A 21248-nucleotide genomic window follows, 5' to 3' on the forward strand; every position below is an offset into this window, starting at 1 on the left:
GGTCCTGACGGTCGAGAACCCGGTGGTGGCGGCCGTCGTCGGCATCACGATGTTCGGTGAGACCTTCCGCTACGCCGACGCGGACGCCGTCCGCTCGGCCCTCGAAGAGTTCGAGGCCGCCGTGGAGCAAGCGCATCGCGACAGCGACACCCTCACGGGCCTGCGCCCTCCGGACGCGAACCACCCGCACGACCGGAACCACCTCCCGAAAGGAGCGGAGCAGTGAGTACGTCGACAGGTGACACTCCCACGGGGGGCACCACGCCGGCCGATCTGCAGGCAGCCGCGGCCGATTTCAACTGGCTGCTCAACCGTTTCGCGACCGAGACCGCGGGTGTCGTCGACGCCATCGCGGTGTCCTCCGACGGCCTGCTGATCGCCGTGGCCGAACTGCGTGAACACGCCCACTCGGAGCGGCTCGGGGCCATCGTCTCCGGCATCACCAGCCTGGCCGCCGGAGCCTCGGGCAACTACGGCCTCGGCGGCCTGAACAAGGTCATCATCGACCTGGAGGGCGGCCACGTCCTCGTCTCCGCGATCGGCAGCGGCGCCGTCCTCGGCGTCGTCACCGACAAGGAGGCCAAGCTCGGCAACATCGCCTACGAGATGACGCTGTTCGCCAACCGTGCCGGTTCCGCGCTCAACCCCCAGCTGGTACTCCAGCTGAAGAACAGCGTCGGCGCCGCTTCGGCTCGGTGACCGGTCCCCGACCGGTCGAGAGAGGAACAGCCACTCATGCCCGACGGCCGCACTCCGAACGGTGCCGGCGCGGACGGGGCCACACCCCCGGGTCGCGATCCGGTGCGCAAGCCCTCCGCCGTACGGCCGTTCCTGGTCACCGCCGGCCGGGTGGCGGGCGGTGACGCGGCCGCCTCCGGGCGGCCGATCCCGGTCGAGACCCAGGTGGTGGCCACGGCCGCCGGGCTCGATGTGCTCGACCGGCTCTCCTTCGAGCAGCACGACATCGTCGCCGCCTGCCGGCAGCCGCAGTCCCTCGCGGAGATCGCGGCCCGGCTGCGGCTGCACCTGAACGTGGTGCGGGTCCTCGCCGAGGACCTGCGTGCCGCCGGGCAGTTGACGGTGCACGTGCCGAACACCGACATCACCCATGACGCAACCGTCCTGCGAAGGGTCATCGATGGCCTCCGCGCCATCCCCAACTCCCGGGGAGTACTCCGTGACACCGACTGAACCGGTCGCCCGCGGTGCGGCTGCGCAGACCGTCGTACGACCGCCGCTGCCGGTGAAGATGGTCGTCGCGGGCGGCTTCGGCGTGGGCAAGACCACCACCGTGGGCGCGATCTCCGAGATCGAGCCGCTCACCACCGAGGCCGCCATCACCGAGGTCGCGGCGGGCGTGGACGACCTGTCCCACACCCCGCGCAAGACCACCACCACGGTCGCGATGGACTTCGGCTGCATCACCATCGACCCGACCCTGAAGCTGTACCTCTTCGGTACGCCCGGGCAGGACCGGTTCGGCTTCATGTGGGACGACATCGTGGAGGGCGCGGTCGGCGGTCTCGTCATCGTCGACACCCGCCGGCTCGACGACTGCTACGCGGCGGTCGACTACTTCGAGCACCGGCAGATCCCGTTCGCGGTCGCCCTGAACGCCTTCGACGGCAAGATCGAGCACTCCCTCGACGAGGTCCGCTGGGCCCTGGACGTCAACGAGCGCGTCCCGGTCCTCGCCTTCGATGCACGGGAGCGCGGCTCGGTGCGGGACGCGCTGCTGGTCGTACTGGAGCTGGCGCTGGCGCGTACGGAGAACTGAGAGCACGCATAGAGGGACTCACAGAAAGAGGGGGAGGTCTCGGGCCTCCCCCCTCTTCTTGCGTTCGGCGGGGCTCAGTTGCTCCTACGGACTCCGGGTGACACCGCGAGTCGCGCGATGCCCCAGAAGACTCCGAGCGTGATCAGGGCCATCCCGGCGACCAGGGTGGCACCGCCGACGACCTTCTCGTAGTTCTTCTGGTAGAGGCCGTCGATGATGTAGCGGCCGAGGCCGCCGAGGCTGACGTAGGCCGCGATGGTGGCCGTGGAGACGATCTGGATGGCGGCCGAGCGCAGGCCGCTGAGGATCAGCGGGAGGGCGACCGGGAGTTCCACCTGGAACAGGACGTTCGCCTCGTTCATGCCCATGCCGCGGGCCGCGTCGACCGGGGACGGGTCGACGGAGCGCATCGCCTCGTATGTGGTGACCAGGATCGGCGGTACGGCGAGGACGACCAGCGGGATCATCACCGGGACCAGGCCGAAGCCGATCAGCACGAACATCAGCACCAGCAGGCCGAAGCTGGGCAGGGCGCGGGCGGCGGTGGCGATGAGCGAGAGGGTGTTGCCGCCGCGTCCGGTGTGGCCCGTCAGCAGGCCGATGGGAAGGCCGATGGCGGCGGCGATGGCGAGCGCGATCAGCGAGTACCGGATGTGCTCGACGAGACGGGTGGGAATGCCGTCGTAGCCGTGCCAGTGGGTGCTGTCGCTGAAGAAGGAGTTGATGTAGTGGAGTACGTTCACCGGGCTGCGTCCTCCAGTACGAGTTCGGCCGGTTCCGGCCGGTCCTCGGCGGGGCGGGCCTTGCGGGTACCGCGCGGCATCCAGGGCGTGAGGAGCAGGCGTACGGCGACCAGGACGGCGTCCACGACGATGGCGAGGACGGCCGTGGTGATCACGGAGAGCCAGATCAGGCGTGGCTGGTGGTAGATCTGACCGTCGTTGAGCAGGTTGCCCAGCGCGCCCTGGTTGCCGATCAGCATGCCGACGCTGACGAGGGAGATGCTGGACACGGTCGCCACCCGCAGTCCGGCGATGATCGCGGGCACGGCGATCGGCAACTGCACCTGGAGATACCGGCGTACGGGCCCAAGACCCATCGCGGTGGCCGCGTCCAGGGTCTCCTGGGGCACCGAGCGGACGCCGTCCACGATCGCCGGGACGAACACCACGAGGCTGTAGACGCCGAGCGGGATCATCACGGTGGTCTCGGTCTGGCCGGTGTAGTCGATGAGGACGACGAAGAAGGCCAGCGAGGGAATCGCGTAGAGCACGGTCGTCACCCAGAGCACCGGCGGGTACAACCAGCGCAGCCGCACGCACAGTTGGGCGATGGGCAGCGCCACCACCAGGCCGACGAGGACCGGGATGACGGCCTCGCGCAGGTGCAGGCCGATCAGACCGAGGTAGCTGTTCTGGAGGTCGCTGGGGATGCGGAACCAGTCGTTCATCCGGCGACCCTCGCGCCGCTGCGACCCGCCGCGTGCGCACTCCGGATCGCCTCGCCGACAGCCCCCTGCGAGACGACGCCGACCACGCGCCCGGTGCCGTCCACACCGACCGCCCACCCGGTCGGCGACAGCACCGCCCCGTCCAGCGCGGCCCGCAGCGAGTCCTTGTCGGCCTCGAACGGGCGGCCGTACGCGAGGAGTTGAGCGGTGTCGACGGCCCCGGCGGTGAGGGCGCCCGGCTCGCTCCAGCCCAGCGGCTTGCCGTCCAGGTCGGTGACGAGGAGGTACGGCACGTCGGGCGTGGTGCGTTCGGCGATCTGCTCGGCGGTGGAGTCGAGGGCGATGATCGGGGAGGTCTTGAGGTCGAGGCCCGCCGAGGAGAAGAAGGACAGGCGGCGGATGCCGCGGTCGGTGCCGAGGAAGTCCTCGACGAAGGCGTCCGCGGGGTCGGAGAGCAGTTCGGCGGGCGGGGCGAACTGGGCGAGTTTGCCGCCGGTGCGCAGGACCGCGACCATCGTGCCGAGCTTGATGGCCTCGTCGATGTCATGGGTGACGAAGACGATGGTCTTGCCCAACTCCTCCTGGAGCCTGAGGAGTTCGTCCTGGAGGCCCTTGCGGACCACGGGGTCGACGGCGGAGAAGGGCTCGTCCATGAGGAGGACGGGCGGGTCGGCGGCGAGGGCGCGGGCGACGCCGACGCGCTGCTGCTGGCCGCCGGAGAGCTGGTACGGGTACCGCTTGGCGAGGGCGGCGTCGAGGCCCACCCGCTCCATGAGTTCGGTGGCCCGCGCCCTGGCCTTCTCCTTGCCCCAGCCGAGCATGCGGGGCACGGTCGCGATGTTGTCGACGATCGTGCGGTGCTGGAAGAGCCCGGCGTTCTGGATGACGTAACCCATCGACCGGCGCAGCGTGTTGACCGGCTGCTTGGTGATGTCCGCGCCGTCGAGGAGGATCGTGCCCTCGCTGGGGTCGATCATCCGGTTGATCATGCGCAGGGTGGTCGTCTTGCCGCAGCCGGAGGGGCCGACGAGGACGGTGATCGAGCGGTCCGGTATGTCCAAGGACAGTTGGTCGACCGCCACCGTGCCGTCCGGGTACCGCTTGGTGACTGAATCTATCCGTATCAAAACGCCGAATACCCTTCGGGTTTGGCAGAAACTGCCCGTTCTCGGCCACGGTCGCAGGCCACTGGGGGCAGAGTCTAGACCGCCAGTGTTGCGGGAACTTGGCGGGATCCGGCTCGGAGTGACCGGTCGTGATCGGTCTCCGGCGGCCGGAAAGCGCTGTTGACCGGTCGGTAGCCGCGTACTGTCATGGACAGTGACCTGACCGTCCACGACCTTTCTCGATCTTTCTCGACCGCATACGCACGCATCCGACCGTCCGATGACGAGGAGCGCGACGTGACGAACGGCGGTACGTCCCCCTCCGACGCCGCCGTGCTGGCCCGGGGACGCAGGCTCCTGGCCCTCGCCGGGGACGCGCGGGTCCGCGACTCGGCCGAGGAGGCGCGGACGTTGGCCCTGCGGGCGGCGGCCGATCTGGAGCGGGGGGTACGGCTCACCGGCGGCGCGGGCGCGACCTCCGCCGTACGCTGCCGGGCCCTGCTGGACCTGGCCGAGGCGCGGGCCGTCGCGGCCGCCGACAGCGGGGCGACCGGGGTTCTGGAGGCGCTGCACGAGGCGGTGGCCGACGTCCGGGACGTGAGCCCCGAGTTACGGGCGCTGGCCCTGCGCCGACTCGCCGAAGCCCACAGCGCCCGCTACCGCTACACCGCCGACCCCGCCGAACTCGACGCCGCCGACCGGGTGTTCGCCCAGGCACAGGATCTGGTGCAGCGCGACGACCCGGTCCGGGCGGAGCTGCTGGCGGGCCGCGGCGAGGTGCTGCTCGCCCGGGTCGAGAGCGGCGGCGGACTGGTGGTGGCCGCCGAGGCGGTGCGGGAGCTGCGCGCGGCGCTGGCCCTGACCGCGGGCGGTGAACCCCGGCTGGCGGAACGGCAGTTGCTGTTCGGCAAGGCGCTGCGCCGGCATCACGCGGCGGGTGGGGCGGGCACCGATCTGCACGAGGCCGAGTGGATCCTGGCCCGCGCGGCACGCGGCGCACGGGCGGACCGTGTCGCCGCGCTGGCCTGGCTGGAGCGCGGCGAGGTGCTGCTGACGCTGGCCGGGGCGACCGGGGCGCCGGAGTGGCTGGACCTGGCGGCGGAGTCGTACCACCACGGTGTGCGCAGCGCGCTGCGGGCCGGTGAGCCGCTGCTCGCCGCGCAGGCGCACCACCAGCGCGGCGCGGTCCTGGAACGGACGGCCGGTCCGGTGCGGGCGCTCAAGTCGTACCAGGCCGCCTGGGAGTTGTGGCAGCGCGCCGGGGCGGCGCAGGGACCACAGGCACAGTCCACGGTCGAGCGCATGACCGCGCTCGGGGCGACGACGTAGAGGAGTGCAGGGTGGCGGACTTGGCGCGCTACGACGTGGAGGAGTACGGGGTGGCGGAGCTGACGCGGCGCGACGTGGAGGAACGCGAGGTGGCGGAACCGCCCGGGCGGCAGCGGGCCGTGCGGTACGAACCGGGCCAACCCGACGGGCACCCGGACGGCGACCGCGGGCCGCTGCCCGACTACACCGGAGCGGACTCGGCGCGCCACGACACAGAAGAGCGCGGGACGGCCGAACCGCCCGGGCGGCAGCGGACCGTGCGGTACGAACCGGTCGGGCCCGACGGGCACCCGGACGGTAACCGCGGGCCGCTGCCCGACTACACCGGAGCGGACTCGGCGCGCCACGACACAGAAGAGCGCGAGGTAGCGGAACCGGCCGGGCGGCAGCGGGCCGTGCCGTATGAGCCGGGCGGACCCGACCGGCACCCGGACGGCGACCGCAGGCCGCTGCCCGACTTCACCGGGGTCGATCTGACCGCGCTGCGGGCGCGGGTGGACCACCCTGTGCTGGGCGCGGTGCTCGCCACCCTGCTGGCTCGGTCCTGCCATGCCGACGGGGGCCTCGTCGCGTATCACGAGGACTCCCCCGGGGCAGAACGATAGGGGCGGCAGAGCGCCGGCCGACGGGAGGCGATGCTGTGCACGGGGTGCCGGATCACACCTTACGGACGGCCAGGGACCGGGAACTCGCGCCGTGGCCGCATGCCGCGCTCGATGTGGCGGCCCTGCGGCGCGCGGGGCAACGGGCCTTCCCCTTCCGGCAGTTCGTGCTCAAAGTGCACGGCCGTTGCAATCTCGACTGCACCTATTGCTGCATCTACCAGGGCAGGGACGCCAGTTGGAAGGGCAGGCCCGCCCGGGTGAGCCCGGATGTCATGCGGCAGACCGCCCGCCGGATCGCCGAACACGCCGTCGCCCACCGGCTGTCCGAGGTGCGCATCGATCTGCACGGCGGCGAACCGCTGCTGTCCGGGCCCGACGCCGCGCTCGCCTACACGGCCGCCGTGCGCGCCGAATTACCCTCCCGCACCGCGCTGCGGACCACCGTGCAGACCAACGGCACGCTGGTCACCGAGCGGACCCTGGACCGGCTCGCCGACGCGAACGTCCGGGTCGGGCTGAGCCTGGACGGCGGCACCGCCGTACTGAACCGGCGCCGGGTGGACCACGCGGGGCGGTCCTCCTGGCCGGCCGCCGCACGGGCCGCGCGCCTGCTGGCGGACCGTCCCGAGTTGTACGCCGGGATCCTCTGCGCCATCGACATCACCAGCGACCCCAAGGACGTCTACTCCTCCCTGGCCGCGCTGCGCCCGCCCCGCCTCGACCTGCTCCTGCCGCACGCCAACTGGTCCAACCCGCCCCCGGGCCTGGCCCCCCGCCCACCCCGCCACGCACGCGCCCAGCGGGCCGTCCCCACGCCGTACGGCGACTGGCTGGCCACCGCCTTCGACCTGTGGTGGGACGGCCCGCCGGACGGAACACAGCCGCGGGTAAGGCTGTTCACCGAGATCGTGGCGCTGCTGCTCGGCGTCCCCAGCGCCACCGAGTCCGTGGGACTGTCACCGACCTGTGCGGTGGTCGTCCACACGGACGGCGCGGTCGAGCAGATCGACTCCCTCAACCTCGCCTACGACCGCGCCACCGCGACCGGGTTCGACGTCTTCGGCAACAGCTTCGACGAGGCGCTCGACCATCCCGGGATCGTGGCCCGTCAACTCGGCGTCGAGGGGCTCGCGGACGAGTGCCGGGCGTGTCCGGTCGGGCGGGTGTGCGGCGGCGGCAACTACGGGCACCGCTACTCCGCCGGGACGGGCTTCCTGCACCCTTCCGTGTACTGCGCGGATCTGGAACAACTGGTGCGGCACGCGGCCCGACGGCTGAAAGCGGTAATGCCCGAGGACTGACCGCGCATCGACTAGGGTGCACGCGAAATCACGCGAAACGGTTAAAACGCAGTCAATGAGTCCATTTCGGTGTAAGGGGAGACGGTCGGATGACCGACAGGTCCAAGGGCGCCGAGTCCCACGAGCACTTCACCATCAGCTACGCGGGATTCAACCGGCCGTGGGCTACCTGGATCGCCCACCAGCTGGAGCAGTTGGGGCACGAGACGACCCTGCTGCGCTGGGACCCGCCGAAGGAGATGTCCCTCGCCGACGCGCTGCGCAATCTGCTGCAGGCGCCGGGCCGGGTCCTGCTGGTCCTCGACGACTGGTACTTCTCGCTGGGCCCGCGCACCGACGCCGAGTGGACGCAGGCGCTGCACGAGGTGGTGCCGCCGCACGTCGACCGGTTCTCGGCGGTCAGTGTGGCCACCCGGGCGCTGCCCGCAACGGCCGCCCCGCTGCGCCCGGTCGATCTGCGCGACCTCGATTCGCGCGAGGCCCGGCGCCGTATCCTGCGCCGCCTGGACCTGGACGCGGCCACCGCGACCGGACCGGTGAGCGGCACCGCGCCGCGCTTCCCGAACGACCCGCCCGCGGTGTGGAACGTGCCGCGCCGCAATGTCCGCTTCACCGGCCGCGACGCCATCCTGGAGAAGCTGCACGCGCGCTTCGAGGAGGGCGGACGCGGCGGCGCCCGGGTCGCGCTGCGCGGTATCTCGGGCGTCGGCAAGAGCCAGATCGCCATCGAGTACGCGCACCGGTTCGGCAACGACTACGACATCGTGTGGTGGGTGGGGGCGCGGTTCCGGGCGCCGGCCCGTGAGCAGTTCGCGCAGTTGGCGCCGCGTCTGGAACTGCCGGTCGGGCAGGAGCTGGGCGAGCGGATCCGCGCGGTGCACGAGGCGCTGCGCACCGGCAGGCCCTTCCGCCGCTGGCTGCTCGTGCTGGACAGCGCCGACGACATGGAGCAGATCGAGGACCTGCTCCCGGAGGGCAACGGCCATGTCCTGATCACCACCCTCACCCAGGACTGGGCCGCCGCGGGCAGTGTCACCGAGATCGAGGTGCAGCCCTTCCGCCGTCCCGAGAGCGTGGCCTACGCCCGCCGCCGCGCCCAGCGGCTCACCGAGGCCGAGGCCGACGATCTCGCCGACGCCGTACAGGACCTGCCGCTGCTGCTGGCGCAGACGGCGGCCTGGCTGGACGCCAACGTCATGCCGGCCAAGGACTATGTGGCGATGATCCGGCGCGGCGAGGCCAGCCAGATCGGTATCCGGATCTCCTCGGACTACCCGATGGGTTTCCAGACCAGTTGGTCGATAACTCTGAACACGCTGCAGGAGAACAACCCCGAAGCGGTGGAGCTGCTGCACCTGTTCGCGCTGTTCTCGCCGGACGCCATCCCGGTCCGGCTGATGCAGGCCGCCCACCCGTCCGACCTGCCGGCCCATCTGGCCGCGCTCGCCGCCGACCCGATCCGCTGGCACACGGCGCTGCGCAGACTCTCGGAGTCCACCGCGGTCCGGCTGGACTACGTCGAGTCCTCGGAGGCCGAGCCGGCCGTGGACCGCGTGTCCATGCACCGCCTCTACCACAGCTTCCTGCTCAGCACCCTCACCGAGGACCGCCGCGAGGCGCTGTCCACGATCGCCTGCACGCTGCTCGCGGGCGCCGACCCGCGCCGGCCCAACGACACCCGTGAGTGGACGCGGTACGCGGAGCTGATCCCGCACCTGGAGACCGCGGGCGCCCTGGACAGCCGTGAGCCCGTGGTCCGCCAACTGGTCCTGAACTGCATCGACTACATGCGGGTACGGGGCGAGAACCGGGCCGCGCTGCGCCTGTGCGAGCAGACCGTCGCCCGCTGGCGCACCCGGCTGCAGCCGGACGAGCGGGACATGCTGGTGCTGACCCACGACCACGCCAACATGCTGCGGCGCAGCGGCCGTTACCGCGAGGCGGAGGCCGTCGGCCGTGCCGTCCTGGACCAGCTCACGGAGACCCGCGCCGACGACGACCCCGATCTGCTGCGCGCCAAGAACGGCCTGGCCGGAACGCTGGTGTCGCTGGGCCGCTACGACGAGGCCCACCAGATGTTCGAGGAGTGCGTCCACGCGTACTCCGACACCCTGGGCGCCGAGGCCCCCCGCACCCTCCAGGACCGCGGCAACCTGGCCGTCGTCACCAGCCTGCTTGGCCGGTACGAGGAATCGCTGCTGCTGCACCGCGACATCCTGCTGATCCGGGAGCGGCTGCTGAACCCGCGCCACCATCTCACCCTGCGTTCCGGCATGTTCTACGCCTGGATGCTCCGGCTGCTCGGCCGCTACGAGGAGGCCACCTCACGGCAGGAGCTCAACGTCCGCGCCCACCGGCAGGCGATGGACCGGTTCACTCCGCAGACCCTGTTCGCCGAGCACAATCTGGCGCTGTGCATGCGGCGCACCGGTGATCTGCTGGGCGCCGAGTCACTGATGCGCAGTGTGGTGGAGCGGTTCGTGCAGCGGCAGGGACAGCGCCATCCCGACGCGCTCATGGTGCAGGCCGACTTCGCGACCTTCAACCGCGAGCACGGCAATCTGGAGCAGGCCCGGGAGATGGCGGCCACCGTGGCCGAGGACTACGCCCGTCTGGTGGGTCCCGAACACCCCTATGCCGTGGGCACGTTGGGCAATGTCGGGCTCGCGCTGTGGGAGTACGGGGAGCGCGACGAGGCGCTGCGGATCGCCGAACTGGCGCTGACGCGGATGAGTGCGGCGGTCGGCTCCACCCATCCGTGGGCGCTCGGGGCGGCGCTCAACGCGAGCGGTGCGCGGAGTCTGGCCGGCGACGAGGAAGGCGCGGCCCAACTCAGCCGCGTCGTCCTGGAGTCGGCGCGCGCCACCCTGGGCGAGACCCATCCGCTGACGCTGTCCTGCAAGGCCGCCCTCGCCGGTGACCAGCGGGCGCTGCGCCGCGGCCAGGAGGCCACCAAGCTGGAGAACGAGGCACTCCAGCAACTCTCCGACACCCTCGGGCCACAGCATCCGCACACCCTGTCCGTGCGCCGCAGGGAGCGTCCGTACTGGGACTTCGAGCCGCTCACGACGTGAGTCGCAGGGACCACCGAAATGTGAGTCGTACGGACCATCCGCAACGGGAGTCTCCCGGGTCCCAGGGCCGCTAGCATGGCCGAGTTCCGTAGCCCAAGGGGGACTTCGGCCTTCCTGGAGAGGTAGATCGTGCGGGGAAGAGAAGGGGACGGCCCCTCCGGGCTGGGCGAGCGGGGGCCGGGCGGCTTGTTGCCCGACTTCGCGGATCTGGATCTGAGAGCCCTGTCCCGTCAGTCATCGCATCCGGTGCTCGCCGCGGTGGCCAGTGGCCTGTTGCCCCGGATGCTGCGCGGCGAACCCGCGATGGCCTTCTACGAGGACGGCCCGTACCAACTGTGACCGCCCTGTGGCCCCTTGAGAAACTCGACGTCGCGGCGTTACGGCGGTCCGGGTTGCGGGCCGTGCCCTTCCGGCAGTTCGTCCTCAAGGTCAACGGCCGCTGCAACCTCGCCTGCACCTACTGCTACGTCTACGAGGGCGCCGACAGCAGCTGGCGGGACCGCCCGAACCGGGTCTCCCCCGCCGTCGTCCAACGCACCGCGACCCGGATCGCCGAGCACGCCGCGACCCACCAACTGACGTCCCTCCAGATCAATTTGCACGGCGGGGAACCCCTGTTGGCCGGGGTGTCGAACCTCGTCGCCCAGGTCAGCGCGGTGCGTGAGGCGGTCCGCGACCGCTGTGGCCGAAGCTGCGCTGTTGACGCCTCCGTGCAGACCAACGGCACCCTGCTCACCGAGCACGCGGTGGCCGAACTCGCCGACGCGGGCGTACGGATCGGGGTGAGCCTGGACGGCGGCACCCCCTGGCTCAACCGGCACCGGCGCGACCACGCGGGCCGCTCCTCGTGGGCGAAGACCGTGGCCGGGCTGCGGGTGCTGCGCGGCCGTCCGGAGGCGTACGCGGGCATCCTCAGCGTGATCGACCCGGACTCCGATCCCGCCGAGGTCTACACGTCGTTGACGGCGTTCGAACCCCCTTCGATGGATCTGCTGCTGCCGCACGCCAACCACGCGTTCCCGCCCGCCGCGAAGGGCCCGCATCCCTACGGCGACTGGCTCGTCCGCCTCTTCGACCTGTGGTTCGACGCCGGTGAACGGGCCGTGCCGGTACGGCTGTTCCACGAGATCATCGCCCTGCTGCTCGGCGTGCCCTGCCGTGCCGAGGCGGTGGGCAACGCGCCCGTGGTCGCCGTCGTCGTCGACACCGACGGCACCATCGAGCAGGTCGACTCGCTGAAGACCGCGTATGCCGGGGCGCCCGCGACGGGCTGCAACGTCTTCGACCACACCTTCGACGACGTCCTGGACCATCCGGGCGTGGTGGCACGGCAGTTGGGCACCGACGCGCTCTCCCCCACCTGTCTCACCTGTCCGCTCGCGGAGGTGTGCGGGGGCGGCAACTACGCGCACCGCTACCGCCCGGTCGAGGGATTCCGCAATCCGTCCGTGTACTGCGCCGACCTGCACCTCCTCATCCCGCACATCGCCCGCCGGGTGCGCAGCGCCGCCGACGCCGACTTCCCGCGGGGACCGATCAACGCCCGTTGACCACAAGGCTGTTGATGGCGCGCCAGAATTGGGGAAGGTAAGGAGAGTATTCCGGCTCTCCAACGGGGGAAGTGCTGCATGGCGATCGTGACAAGGGTGGCCGCGGACGGCCAGGACCAACAGGTGCCGATCTACGTGGAGGTCGACACCGCGCCGTTGCCCGGCGGCCTGGCGGACATGTACGACGGGATCGACACCCGGGAGAACGCCGCGGAGCGCGTGCTGGCGGTGGCCCGGGACGTCTACGGCGACGGTCTGGAACTGGCCCGGCGCTGCGCCCGGCAGGCGGCGGGCCGGCTCCACGACCTCGGGGAGGGGCTGACCCCCGACGAGGTGGAACTCCAGCTGTCCATCAAGCTCGACGCCGAACTCGGCGCGTTCCTGGTGAAGTCGGGGGCCGAGGCACAGCTCCAGGTGACCTTCCGCTGGACACCGGGCAGCGCGTCGTGACCGGTGCGCTCGACGGCTCGGACGTGCACATTCTGCCGTACAGCCACGTGGTCGGGCAGCACGAGCTGAAGCGCGCGCTCGAACTCAACTACATCGCGCCGCGGATCGGCGGTGTCCTCATCAGCGGGCAGCGGGGCACCGCCAAGTCCACGGTGGTGCGGGCCTTCTCGCTGCTGACCGGGGGCGAGCTGCCGGTCACCCTGCCGATCAACGCCACCGACGACCGGGTGCTGGGCGGCTGGGAGCTGGACGCGCTGATGCGGGGCGAGGCGCGGACCCAGCCGGGGCTGTTGGAGGAGGCCGGCAAGAAGGGCATGCTGTACATCGACGAGGTCAACCTGCTGGACGACCACATCGTCAACATCATCCTGGACGTCGTCTCCACCGGCGTGCTGTCCGTGCAGCGCGAGGCCATCGACACGGTGCGGAACATCTCCTTCGGCCTGGTCGGCACGATGAACCCCGAAGAGGGCGGTCTGCGGCCGCAGTTGCTCGACCGGTTCGGTCTGATGGTCGCCGTGTCCGAGCTGGACCAGGAGCAGCGCCGGGCCATGGTGCTGGCCGTGCTCCGCTTCGACGACACGGCCGGTACGGACTCCGCCTGGCTGGCCGAGGGCCTCGACCGGGACCGGGAGTTGCGCGAGCGGCTCGACCGCGCCCGGGACGGTGTCCAGGACGTGCGGCTGAGCGAGGACATCGCGAAGCTGTGCGCCGATGTCGCCACCCGGCTGCGGGCGGTGGGCCATCGCGGCGAGGTGGTCACCGCGTGGGCCGCCCGCGCGCTGGCCGCCTTCGAGGAGGCGGACGCCGTGACCGCCGACCATGTGCGCCGGGTGGTCCCGCTGTCCCTGCGGCACCGGCGGCCGGAGGCGGCGCACGGCGGTCCGGTCGAGTGGACGGCGGAGGAGTCGGAGCTGCTCGACGGGCTGCTGGGATGAGCGCGCCCGCCGATGTCCGTCCGGTCGGACCCCGGCAGCGCCTGTTACAGGTCCTGGCCTGCTCCGCGCTGGGCCCCGGCCTCGACGGAGTGCTGCTGTTCGACCTGGAGCCGGAGATGGTGGCCCCGGTGACGGACGCGTTCGCCGGCCTGCTCCAGCTCCGCGAGCAGCGTCCCGTACGGCGCACGACGCTCGGCTCGGTCACCGGTGACGACGAACTGTGGCTGCGCCCGACGCTGCGCCACGACGGCAACGGCATCAACTTCTCTTTGGCACCAGGCCCGTTGGTGGACAACACCCCCGACTCCGCGATGATCGTCGTGGTCCCCGACCTGGTCCGCCTCAGCCTGCCCGGCATGCGAGCGGCCGTACAGCTGCTCGGCGCGGACGTGGCCGCGGTCGAGCGGTCCGGCTTCCGGGCCCGCTGGCGCCCCAGGGCCCGCTGGCTGGCCGCCTGCCAGGAGGCGGAGATCGGCCGCCTGTCCCCCCACCTGCTGGACCGCTTCCCGATCCGCCTCAACGCGGCCGGTCTACGGCGGACCAGCAGCGGTCCCGACCGGCTGCTCGACGCGCTCGACGGACGTGAACCCGAGCCGGGTCTTGGCGAGTTGCCGCCGTCCTGGCGCAGCGCGCTCACTGCCCGGACGCGTCCGGCGTGCACGCTGACCGAAGAAGCGGCGGCACACGCCGTGGGACTGTTCCGCGGGGACACAAGTGGTCGCCGGGCGATCGGGCTGGCGCGGCTGGCCCGGGTGCTGGCCGTGGTGAACGGCGCCGACACCTGTGGCCCCGACCGGGTCGACGAGGCCGCCCGGCTGCTGGGCGTGGCCGCGCCCCCGGCGACCCCGGCGGCCAACGGCCGTTCCGCGAACGGCACTTCCCTCGCCACCGGCAACGGCATCGACGGCCGCCCTCCGCCGCCCGAGCAGCCGAAGGCGGACCCGGTCCCCGAGGACACCGGCACGGCGGGTCAGGCGGGCGGTGCGATGGCGCTTCCGGCGGGGCCCGCCGAGGCCCTGGACACCTTCACGGCCGACACCGGAGAGGGGCCGGGCTCGCCGTTCCCGGAGGACGACGCGCGGTTCCTGCGGGAGTTCGCGCCGTTGCGCATTCCGTGGCAGCGGCGTCCGGAGCCGAGTTCCGCGCGAGGTCCGGTGATAGGTGTCCGATCCGCCACCACTCTCCGGGACCTGGCCGTCGTAGCGACCGTCGTCGAGGCCGCCAAGCACCAGAACCTGCCCGGGAGGCGTGCGCTGCGCGCGGGCGGGGACGGCCAACTCGTCGTCCTGCCAGGCGACTTCCGCAGCTACGCCCGCCTGCCGGTGGCCGAGCGCATGCTGGTGCTCCTCCTCGACCACACCTGCCGACGCGGCTGGGACTGGCAACCTGCGCTCGCCCCCTACTTGCAGTGGGCCTACACGGGACGTGCCTCGGTCTGTCTGGTGGAGGTGGGCAGCAAGGACGCGGCCCACGAACTACGGGCCGACCACTTCATCGCCCGCAGCGTCCTGGACCCACGCGTCGGCGGCGCCCTGCACCGCCACCCCGGCCGCAGCAGCCCCCTCGCCCACGGCCTGACCCTGACGGACCAGTTGCTGCGCCGCGCCTTCCAGCAACGCTCCAACCTGGTCGAAGCCTGGCTCGTGGTCGTGTCCGACGGCCGAGGCAACGTCCCGCTCGACGCCAGCGCGGGCGGCCGCCTCCTGGGCCCGGTACGCCGCACGGGCATCGACGACGCGATCACGGCAGCGGGCCGCATCGGCGCGATGGGCCGCATGCGCCTGCACTCGGTGGTCGTCGACGCGGCCCGCCAACCGCACCCCGACCTACCGTTCCTCCTGGCGGACGCCCTGGGCGGAGTAACGGTCGCGGGCCGGACTACGCGGGGGGTGGTACCCCATGCCCACTAAACACGCGATGCATCAGCGCCCTAAAGGGGCGCGGGGAACCGTTCGACCAGCCACGACGCACCCGCAGCCGAACAACGAACCCGCTAGCCCCCACCCCACCCCGGGGGTGACGAATGCCCGCTGAACCCACCGGCCCCCGAGCCCTCGGCGGAGCCGTCCCCCTCGGCCCCGGAACCCCCGCCCGCCGCCCCGCCCCCGAGGCCCTCCCCGCCCCCCGCACCGCAGGCATCCCCGAGCACGTCGTAGAGCCGTACGAACCCGTACCGCTCACAGCCACCCCCGTAGACCCGAACGCCCAACTCCCCGTCGGATTCGCCAAGTTGGCAGTGAACCGAGCCTACGACGAACGCGGCCAGGAGGTGTTCTGGCTCACCGGTCACAGCGGTGATCTGGAGCTGTCGCTCGACTCGGAGGACACGCGGCTACGACCGAGCGGACTCGCGCTGAGCAACCTGCGGCCGGACGGATTCCCGCCCACCGAGATCTTCCGGGCCGTAGCCGAATGGTCGGGCCATCAGGAGGACGTCGTGCGCTGGATCAACGAACTGCGCGCCCGGTTCGGCACCGAACTGCACCTCGTCATCTGGGACGACACCGACTACGACATCCCCTGGGAGATGCTGCGCCTCACCGGCGGCCGGGACCACGGCGTCGACGACGGAATCCTGGGCGCGCTGGTGACCGTGGTGCGCTGGACCACCATCCGCGAGGCCGGCAGCACCCCGTTCAACGAACCCGCGGTCTGCTCGGGCCATGTGCTGGGCTACTACGCGGAGGAGATGCGCCGCGACGCCACGGTGTTCCAGAACTTCGAGCACATCGGCCACTTCGGCACCACCCGCACCTTCCTCACCGAACTCGCCCGCCCGGGCCTCGGCGCCGGCCTCGTCTACATGGGCTGCCACGCCACCCACGGCCCGAACCTCTACAAGCTCAAGCTGGGCACGGTCACCTGGAACGAACTCAACGGCCTGGACATGTCCGCGCTGGACGGCCGCCGCACCCTGGTCTGCCTGAACGCCTGCCACTCCGCACGGTTCGTGAACAACCGCCCGCTCGGCGAGAACGCCCTGCGCGGCTTCGCCGAACTCTTCCTGCGCAAGGGAGCCGGCGGCTGCATCGCCACCTCCGGCAAGGTCGGCGACGACGTGGCGCACCTGCTGATCCGCGATCTCGTCGGACGGCTCTGCGCCGACCCCGAACTCCCGGTGGCGCGGGCCCTGCGCGACTTCCGGGCCGCCGCCGTGGCCCGGCTGCCCGACCCGCTGCCGTTCGTCTACGGCGACGACGACGGGTTCGACGCCGAGGGTCAGCGGCAGATTCTGCCGATCCTCTACAGCTTCATGTTCCTCTACTTCGGACACCCCTTGACCACGCTCCGGCTCAGCGTCCGGGCGCAGGAGGCGAGGACATGAGCGGCGATCCCGCTGCGTTGATGATCGAGCCCCTCGTGGGCTGGCCCCGCAAGGCCCAGGCAGGGCAGAGCTATCTCGTCACCGTCGACCTCAACGGCCCCGCGGCGCCCGAGGACTGGCCCTACGACGAGGAGGAGTTCGACTTCGGCGTGGCCCTGGACGGCTCCCGCCGCTTCGTGTGCGAGGCCCTGAACGAACCCAGCGTCGTCCTGCACCGCTTCGGCGGCACCTACGGCCCGGCCCGCTTCGTGATCAAGGCGAGCCGGGCGCCGGGACCGGGCACGATCTGGCTGACCATCAGCAACCGCTGGGGTGTTCCGGTCCGTACCGTCGAACTGCCCAGCGAGATCGTCGCGGACGCCGTCACAGGCCAGGGACATGTCGTCGTGCCCGCGCTGAACGGCGCCACCGCCACCCTGCCGGCCGAGCACACCGCCCCCGGGCACCGCGTCGGACGGCGTCCGGTGTCCGGTGTCTGGTCGCCGCACCACATCACGATCAGCTACGCCGGCACCGACCGCGCGTGGGCCGTGTGGACGGCGCGTCAGCTGGAGCGGCACGGCTGCCAGACGTTCCTGCTGCGCTGGGACCCGCTGCCCGGGGTGCCGCTGGCCCGGCTGCTGGCCGATCTGCTCGCCGCCCCCGGCCGGGTGCTGCTGCTGCTCGACGAGGAGTACCTGCGGCTCGGCAGGCGCACCGAGCTCGAATGGGGCGAGGCGCTGGGCACGGTGGTCGCCGCCGACCCCGACCGGTTCGCCGCCGTGGACCTCTCCGCGCGCACCCTGCCCGCCGCAACTGCCGTACTGGGCCCGGTCAGTCTGCGGGAACTGGACCCGGCCGAGGCGCTGCGCCGGCTGCTGGCCACCCTCGATCTCCAGGACGCCCGGCCGGAGCCCGAGGACGAGTCCGTCGCCCCCCGCTTCCCGGACGCGCCGCCCGCGGTGTGGAACGTACCGCGCCGCAACTTCCGCTTCACGGGCCGCGACACGGTCCTGGAGGAACTCCGCGCCCTCTTCGAGAACGGCCCGCCCTCGGGCGCCCGGGTCGCCCTGCGCGGCATCTCGGGCGTCGGCAAGAGCCAGATCGCCATCGAGTACGCACACCGGTTCGCCAACGAGTACGACGTGGTCTGGTGGATCAGCGCGAGCTTCCGGGCCACCGCCCGCCAGCAGTTCGCCGACCTCGCCGAACCCCTGGGCCTCGCGGACAGCAGCGCGCTGCCCGAGCGGGTCCGCGCGGTCCGCGAGGCCCTGCGCACCGGCCGCCCGCACCGCCGCTGGCTGCTCGTCCTCGACAGCGCGGACGACCTGGAACAGGTCTACGACCTGCTCCCCGAGGCCGGCGGCCATGTCGCGGTGACGACCCTCACGCAGGGCTGGGCCGCGTCCGGCGGGGTCGCGGAGGTCCAGGTGGAGCGCTTCACCCGGGCGGAGAGCATCAGTTACGCCCGCCGGCACGTGGAGCGGCTCACCGAGCAGGAGGCCGACCAACTCGCCGACGCCGTCGAGGACTTCCCGCTGCTGCTGGCCCAGACGACGGCCTGGCTGGACGCCAACCGGATGTCGGCGGCCGAGTACATCGGGCTGCTGCGCCGGGGCGACGCCGACGAGATCGGCATCCAGACCCTGCCGGACTACCCGATCGGCTTCCAGACCAGCTGGGCCCTCACCCTCGACTCCCTGGAGCAGGACAGCCCCGAGGCGACCGAACTCCTGCGCCTGTTCGCCATGTTCTCCCCCGGCTCGATCCCGGTACGCCAGCTCCAGCGCTCCCGCCCCGGCGACCTGCCCACCCTGCTGGCCGACCTGGCCGCCGACCCGGCCCACTGGCTCGGCGCACTGCGCCGCCTCTCGGAGTCAACTGCCGTACGGATGGACTACGTTCAGCCCTCGGACAGCGTCGGCTATGTGGACAGCGTGGAGATGCACCGCCTCTACCACCGCTTCCTGCGCCGCACCCTCACCCCCGGCGAGCGCGACGAACTCTCGGCGGTCGCCTGCCGCGTCCTGGTCTCGGCCGACCCCCGGTCGCCGTCCGAGGTCGCCAACTGGCCTGTCTACGCGGAGCTGTTGCCGCATCTGCACCCCTCGGGCGCCCTGGAGAGCTCCGAGGACCCGGTACGCGACCTCGTGCTCAACTGCATCGAGTATCTGCGGCTGCGCGACGAGGAGAGCACCGGACTCACCCTGTGCGAACAGGTGCTGGCCCGCTGGCGGATCAGGCTCGCACCCACCCACCCGTCCATGCTGGTCCTCGTCCACCAGCACGCCAACATGCTGCGCCGCTGCGGCCGTTACCGCGAGGCGGAGGCCGTCGGCCGGGCCGTCGTCGAGCAACTCGCCGAGGAGCGGCCCTCCGACGACCTCGAACTCCTGCGGGCCGAAACGGGCCTCGGCGGCTCTCTGATGGCACTCGGCCTCTTCAAGGAGGCCCACCAGCTCTTCGAGGAGGTCTGGCGGGCCTACGACGTCCTCGACGGACCGGAGGCCCCCCGCACCCAGGCCTGCCTCAACAACCTCGGCGTCGCCCTCGGCCTCCTCGGCCGCTACCAGGAAGCGGCCGACGTCCACGCCCAACTCCTGCTCCTACGGCGGGAGTCGTTCGGTTCCGACCATCAGTCGACCCTGCTCAGCGGCCTCACCTACGCCCGCTCGCTGCGCCTCCTGGGCCGCCACCAGGACGCCACCGCGCTCCAGGAGACCAACTCCCTGCTGCACCGCCAGACCATGGGCGACCACCATCCCCAGACCATGGCCGCCCAGCACAACCAGGCGCTGTGCCTGCGTCGTTCGGGCGACGTACCGGCCGCCGCCGACCTGCTGCGCGGCCTGGTCGAGCGATGCCGGAACCTCCAGGGCGTCAGGCATCCGATGACCCTGATGGTCCAGGCCGACCACGCCTCCTTCCTGCGCTCGCACGGCGATCTCACCGAGTCCGCCGAGCTGACGGACGCGGTGGCCGACGGCTACCGGCATCTCCTCGGCGACGATCACCCGTACACGGTGGGCGTCCTGGGCAACCGCGGCCTGCTGCTGTGGCTCGACGGCGACCGGGCCGCCGGGGCCCGGCTGATCGAGCAGGCGCTGCGGGGCATGACGAACGCCGTGGGCGCCGACCACCCGTGGACCCTGGGCTGCGCCCTGAACGCGGCGGCGGCCCGCCGGCTGTCAGGCCGGCCCGACGAGGCGGCCGAGCTGCGCCGGGACACCCTGCTGCGGGCCCGCGACGCCGTCGGCCCCGACCACCCACTCGTACGGGTCTGCGAGGACGCGCTGGCGACCGGAGCGGAGGAGCCACCCGGCTGGGACTTCGAACCGCAGCCCATCTGAAGCCCGAGCGGCACTCCACAGCCCTGTGCAGCCCTCCGCGGTCCGTCCGAACTGCCTTTCCGGGCCCCAGCATTGGGGTCCGGCCTGAGAGCGCTGTGCGCTGCCTGTGAGTCCGCTGATTCTCATCGGCCGCTCAGTGAAGGCTCAGCAATGCCACAGACGGGGACCGGAAAGTCACCGTCATGAACGAACAGAACGCGGGAGGCGTCCGGCAGCGGTCGGTCGAGATCGTGGTGCCGGTGTACAACGAGGCGCACGTCCTCGCCGGCAGTGTCGGCCGTCTCCACGCATACCTCGAAACGTCCTTCCCGTTCCCGTTCACGATCACCGTGGCGGACAACGCGAGCACCGACGCCACCTGGCAGGCGGCGCTCGACCTCACCCAGCGGCTGCCGCACGTGCACGCCATCCACCTCGACGCCAAGGGCCGGGGCCGCGCGCTGAAGCACGTGTGGAGCCGGTCCGAGGCGGACGTGGTCGCGTACATGGACGTCGACCTGTCCACCGGCCTCGAAGGCTTCCTGCCCCTGGTCGCCCCGCTCCTGTCCGGCCACAGCGACGTGGCCATCGGCAGCCGCCTGCACCGGCAGTCGGCGGTCCAGCGCGGTGCCAAGCGCGAGTTCATCTCCCGCTCCTACAACCTTCTCCTCAAGGCAGGCCTCGCGGCCCGCTTCTCGGACGCGCAGTGCGGCTTCAAGGCCGTCCGCACCGAGGTGTTCCGGGCGCTCGCCCCGCACATCGAGGACACCGCCTGGTTCTTCGACACCGAACTCCTCGTCCTCGCCCAGCGCAACAAGCTGCGCATCCACGAGGTCCCGGTCGACTGGATCGACGACCCCGACAGCCGCGTCGACATCGTCCGTACCGCCCTCGACGACCTCAAGGGCATGCGCCGGATGTTCAAGCAGACCGTCACCGGCCGCGCCCGCATCGCCGCCCTGATCGCCGAACCCGTCCAGGGCGTCGGCGGGTTCACCTCCCCGCCGGACGGCCTGTACGCCGCCTTCCGCGAAG

At 71.8% G+C, this 21248-nt stretch carries 19 protein-coding genes; 16 read left to right on the forward strand and 3 right to left on the reverse strand.

Annotated elements, in window-relative coordinates; all coding sequences use genetic code 11:
* The 4 genes from ACFWP5_RS31185 to ACFWP5_RS31200 all read left to right on the forward strand — a co-directional run.
* On the forward strand, window positions 1-226 hold a 226-nt coding region (locus ACFWP5_RS31185), incomplete at its 5' end, for a hypothetical protein (RefSeq protein ID WP_384163897.1).
* On the forward strand, window positions 223-699 hold the full coding sequence (locus ACFWP5_RS31190) for a roadblock/LC7 domain-containing protein (protein WP_019062808.1): 477 nt from the start codon (window positions 223-225) through the stop codon (window positions 697-699). The genes ACFWP5_RS31185 and ACFWP5_RS31190, both read left to right, overlap by 4 nt.
* Window positions 700-735: 36 nt before the next feature.
* Window positions 736-1191: a DUF742 domain-containing protein gene (locus ACFWP5_RS31195; protein ID WP_384163900.1), complete on the forward strand. Its 456-nt coding sequence runs from the start codon at window positions 736-738 to the stop codon at window positions 1189-1191.
* Window positions 1178-1777 (forward strand): ATP/GTP-binding protein, encoded by a 600-nt coding sequence (locus tag ACFWP5_RS31200; protein WP_384163903.1) that lies wholly within the window; start codon window positions 1178-1180, stop codon window positions 1775-1777. Before ACFWP5_RS31195 ends, ACFWP5_RS31200 begins: the two co-directional genes overlap by 14 nt.
* A 74-nt stretch (window positions 1778-1851) precedes the next feature.
* Here ACFWP5_RS31200 and ACFWP5_RS31205 read toward each other — a convergent pair whose 3' ends face one another.
* From ACFWP5_RS31205 to ACFWP5_RS31215, 3 genes are read right to left on the reverse strand one after another with little or no spacing between them, the layout of a single operon-like run.
* Window positions 1852-2520, reverse strand: a complete 669-nt coding sequence (locus ACFWP5_RS31205) for an ABC transporter permease (RefSeq protein WP_384163906.1) — start codon at window positions 2518-2520, stop codon at window positions 1852-1854.
* Window positions 2517-3227 carry an ABC transporter permease gene (locus ACFWP5_RS31210; protein ID WP_093629784.1) on the reverse strand — a complete coding sequence of 237 codons (711 nt, stop codon included), beginning with the start codon at window positions 3225-3227 and terminating at the stop codon, window positions 2517-2519. The genes ACFWP5_RS31205 and ACFWP5_RS31210 overlap by 4 nt, the downstream gene beginning before the upstream one ends.
* Complete coding sequence (locus ACFWP5_RS31215; protein ID WP_384163910.1) at window positions 3224-4354, reverse strand: ABC transporter ATP-binding protein; 1131 nt, start codon at window positions 4352-4354, stop codon at window positions 3224-3226. The genes ACFWP5_RS31210 and ACFWP5_RS31215 overlap by 4 nt, the downstream gene beginning before the upstream one ends.
* A 276-nt stretch (window positions 4355-4630) precedes the next feature.
* On the opposite strand from ACFWP5_RS31215, the gene ACFWP5_RS31220 reads away from it, so the two are divergent.
* The 12 genes from ACFWP5_RS31220 to ACFWP5_RS31275 all read left to right on the forward strand — a co-directional run.
* On the forward strand, window positions 4631-5662 hold the full coding sequence (locus tag ACFWP5_RS31220; protein ID WP_384163913.1) for a hypothetical protein: 1032 nt from the start codon (window positions 4631-4633) through the stop codon (window positions 5660-5662).
* Between the two features lie 11 nt (window positions 5663-5673).
* Window positions 5674-6267 (forward strand): YxD-tail cyclophane-containing RiPP peptide, encoded by a 594-nt coding sequence (locus ACFWP5_RS31225; protein ID WP_384163916.1) that lies wholly within the window; start codon window positions 5674-5676, stop codon window positions 6265-6267.
* A 44-nt stretch (window positions 6268-6311) separates the two neighbouring features.
* Window positions 6312-7568 carry an FxsB family cyclophane-forming radical SAM/SPASM peptide maturase gene (locus ACFWP5_RS31230; RefSeq protein WP_384163919.1) on the forward strand — a complete coding sequence of 419 codons (1257 nt, stop codon included), beginning with the start codon at window positions 6312-6314 and terminating at the stop codon, window positions 7566-7568.
* 89 nt (window positions 7569-7657) lie between these two features.
* Window positions 7658-10642, forward strand: a complete 2985-nt coding sequence (gene fxsT, locus ACFWP5_RS31235) for an FxSxx-COOH system tetratricopeptide repeat protein (RefSeq protein WP_384163922.1) — start codon at window positions 7658-7660, stop codon at window positions 10640-10642.
* Window positions 10643-10771: 129 nt separating this feature from the next.
* Window positions 10772-10981, forward strand: coding sequence for a YxD-tail cyclophane-containing RiPP peptide (locus ACFWP5_RS31240; RefSeq protein WP_384163925.1), 210 nt, complete (start codon window positions 10772-10774; stop codon window positions 10979-10981).
* Window positions 10978-12192 (forward strand): FxsB family cyclophane-forming radical SAM/SPASM peptide maturase, encoded by a 1215-nt coding sequence (locus tag ACFWP5_RS31245; protein ID WP_384163928.1) that lies wholly within the window; start codon window positions 10978-10980, stop codon window positions 12190-12192. Before ACFWP5_RS31240 ends, ACFWP5_RS31245 begins: the two co-directional genes overlap by 4 nt.
* A gap of 78 nt (window positions 12193-12270) precedes the next feature.
* Window positions 12271-12642: a CU044_2847 family protein gene (locus tag ACFWP5_RS31250; protein WP_384163931.1), complete on the forward strand. Its 372-nt coding sequence runs from the start codon at window positions 12271-12273 to the stop codon at window positions 12640-12642.
* Window positions 12639-13580 (forward strand): AAA family ATPase, encoded by a 942-nt coding sequence (locus ACFWP5_RS31255; RefSeq protein ID WP_384163934.1) that lies wholly within the window; start codon window positions 12639-12641, stop codon window positions 13578-13580. The genes ACFWP5_RS31250 and ACFWP5_RS31255 overlap by 4 nt, the downstream gene beginning before the upstream one ends.
* Window positions 13577-15490, forward strand: a complete 1914-nt coding sequence (locus tag ACFWP5_RS31260; RefSeq protein WP_384163937.1) for a hypothetical protein — start codon at window positions 13577-13579, stop codon at window positions 15488-15490. The genes ACFWP5_RS31255 and ACFWP5_RS31260 overlap by 4 nt, the downstream gene beginning before the upstream one ends.
* A gap of 113 nt (window positions 15491-15603) precedes the next feature.
* The gene (locus ACFWP5_RS31265; protein WP_384163940.1) at window positions 15604-16905 is read left to right on the forward strand and encodes a CHAT domain-containing protein; all 1302 of its coding nucleotides are present in this window, start codon (window positions 15604-15606) and stop codon (window positions 16903-16905) included.
* On the forward strand, window positions 16902-20234 hold the full coding sequence (gene fxsT, locus ACFWP5_RS31270) for an FxSxx-COOH system tetratricopeptide repeat protein (protein WP_384163943.1): 3333 nt from the start codon (window positions 16902-16904) through the stop codon (window positions 20232-20234). Before ACFWP5_RS31265 ends, fxsT (ACFWP5_RS31270) begins: the two co-directional genes overlap by 4 nt.
* 182 nt (window positions 20235-20416) lie before the next feature.
* Window positions 20417-21248, forward strand: an 832-nt coding sequence (locus tag ACFWP5_RS31275) for a glycosyltransferase (RefSeq protein ID WP_384163946.1), incomplete at its 3' end; no start/stop codon positions are given.

It is taken from the genome of Streptomyces sp. NPDC058469, assembly GCF_042721125.1.
Lineage (GTDB): Bacteria > Actinomycetota > Actinomycetes > Streptomycetales > Streptomycetaceae > Streptomyces.

Coding starts and splice junctions, on each gene's coding strand:
- ACFWP5_RS31265 (WP_384163940.1), top strand. CDS start 15,604: ATGCCCGCTGAACCCACCGGCCCCCGAGCCCTCGGCGGAGCCGTCCCC.
- ACFWP5_RS31195 (WP_384163900.1), top strand. CDS start 736: ATGCCCGACGGCCGCACTCCGAACGGTGCCGGCGCGGACGGGGCCACA.
- ACFWP5_RS31250 (WP_384163931.1), top strand. CDS start 12,271: ATGGCGATCGTGACAAGGGTGGCCGCGGACGGCCAGGACCAACAGGTG.
- fxsT (WP_384163943.1), top strand. CDS start 16,902: ATGAGCGGCGATCCCGCTGCGTTGATGATCGAGCCCCTCGTGGGCTGG.
- fxsT (WP_384163922.1), top strand. CDS start 7,658: ATGACCGACAGGTCCAAGGGCGCCGAGTCCCACGAGCACTTCACCATC.
- ACFWP5_RS31260 (WP_384163937.1), top strand. CDS start 13,577: ATGAGCGCGCCCGCCGATGTCCGTCCGGTCGGACCCCGGCAGCGCCTG.
- ACFWP5_RS31210 (WP_093629784.1), bottom strand. CDS start 3,227: ATGAACGACTGGTTCCGCATCCCCAGCGACCTCCAGAACAGCTACCTC.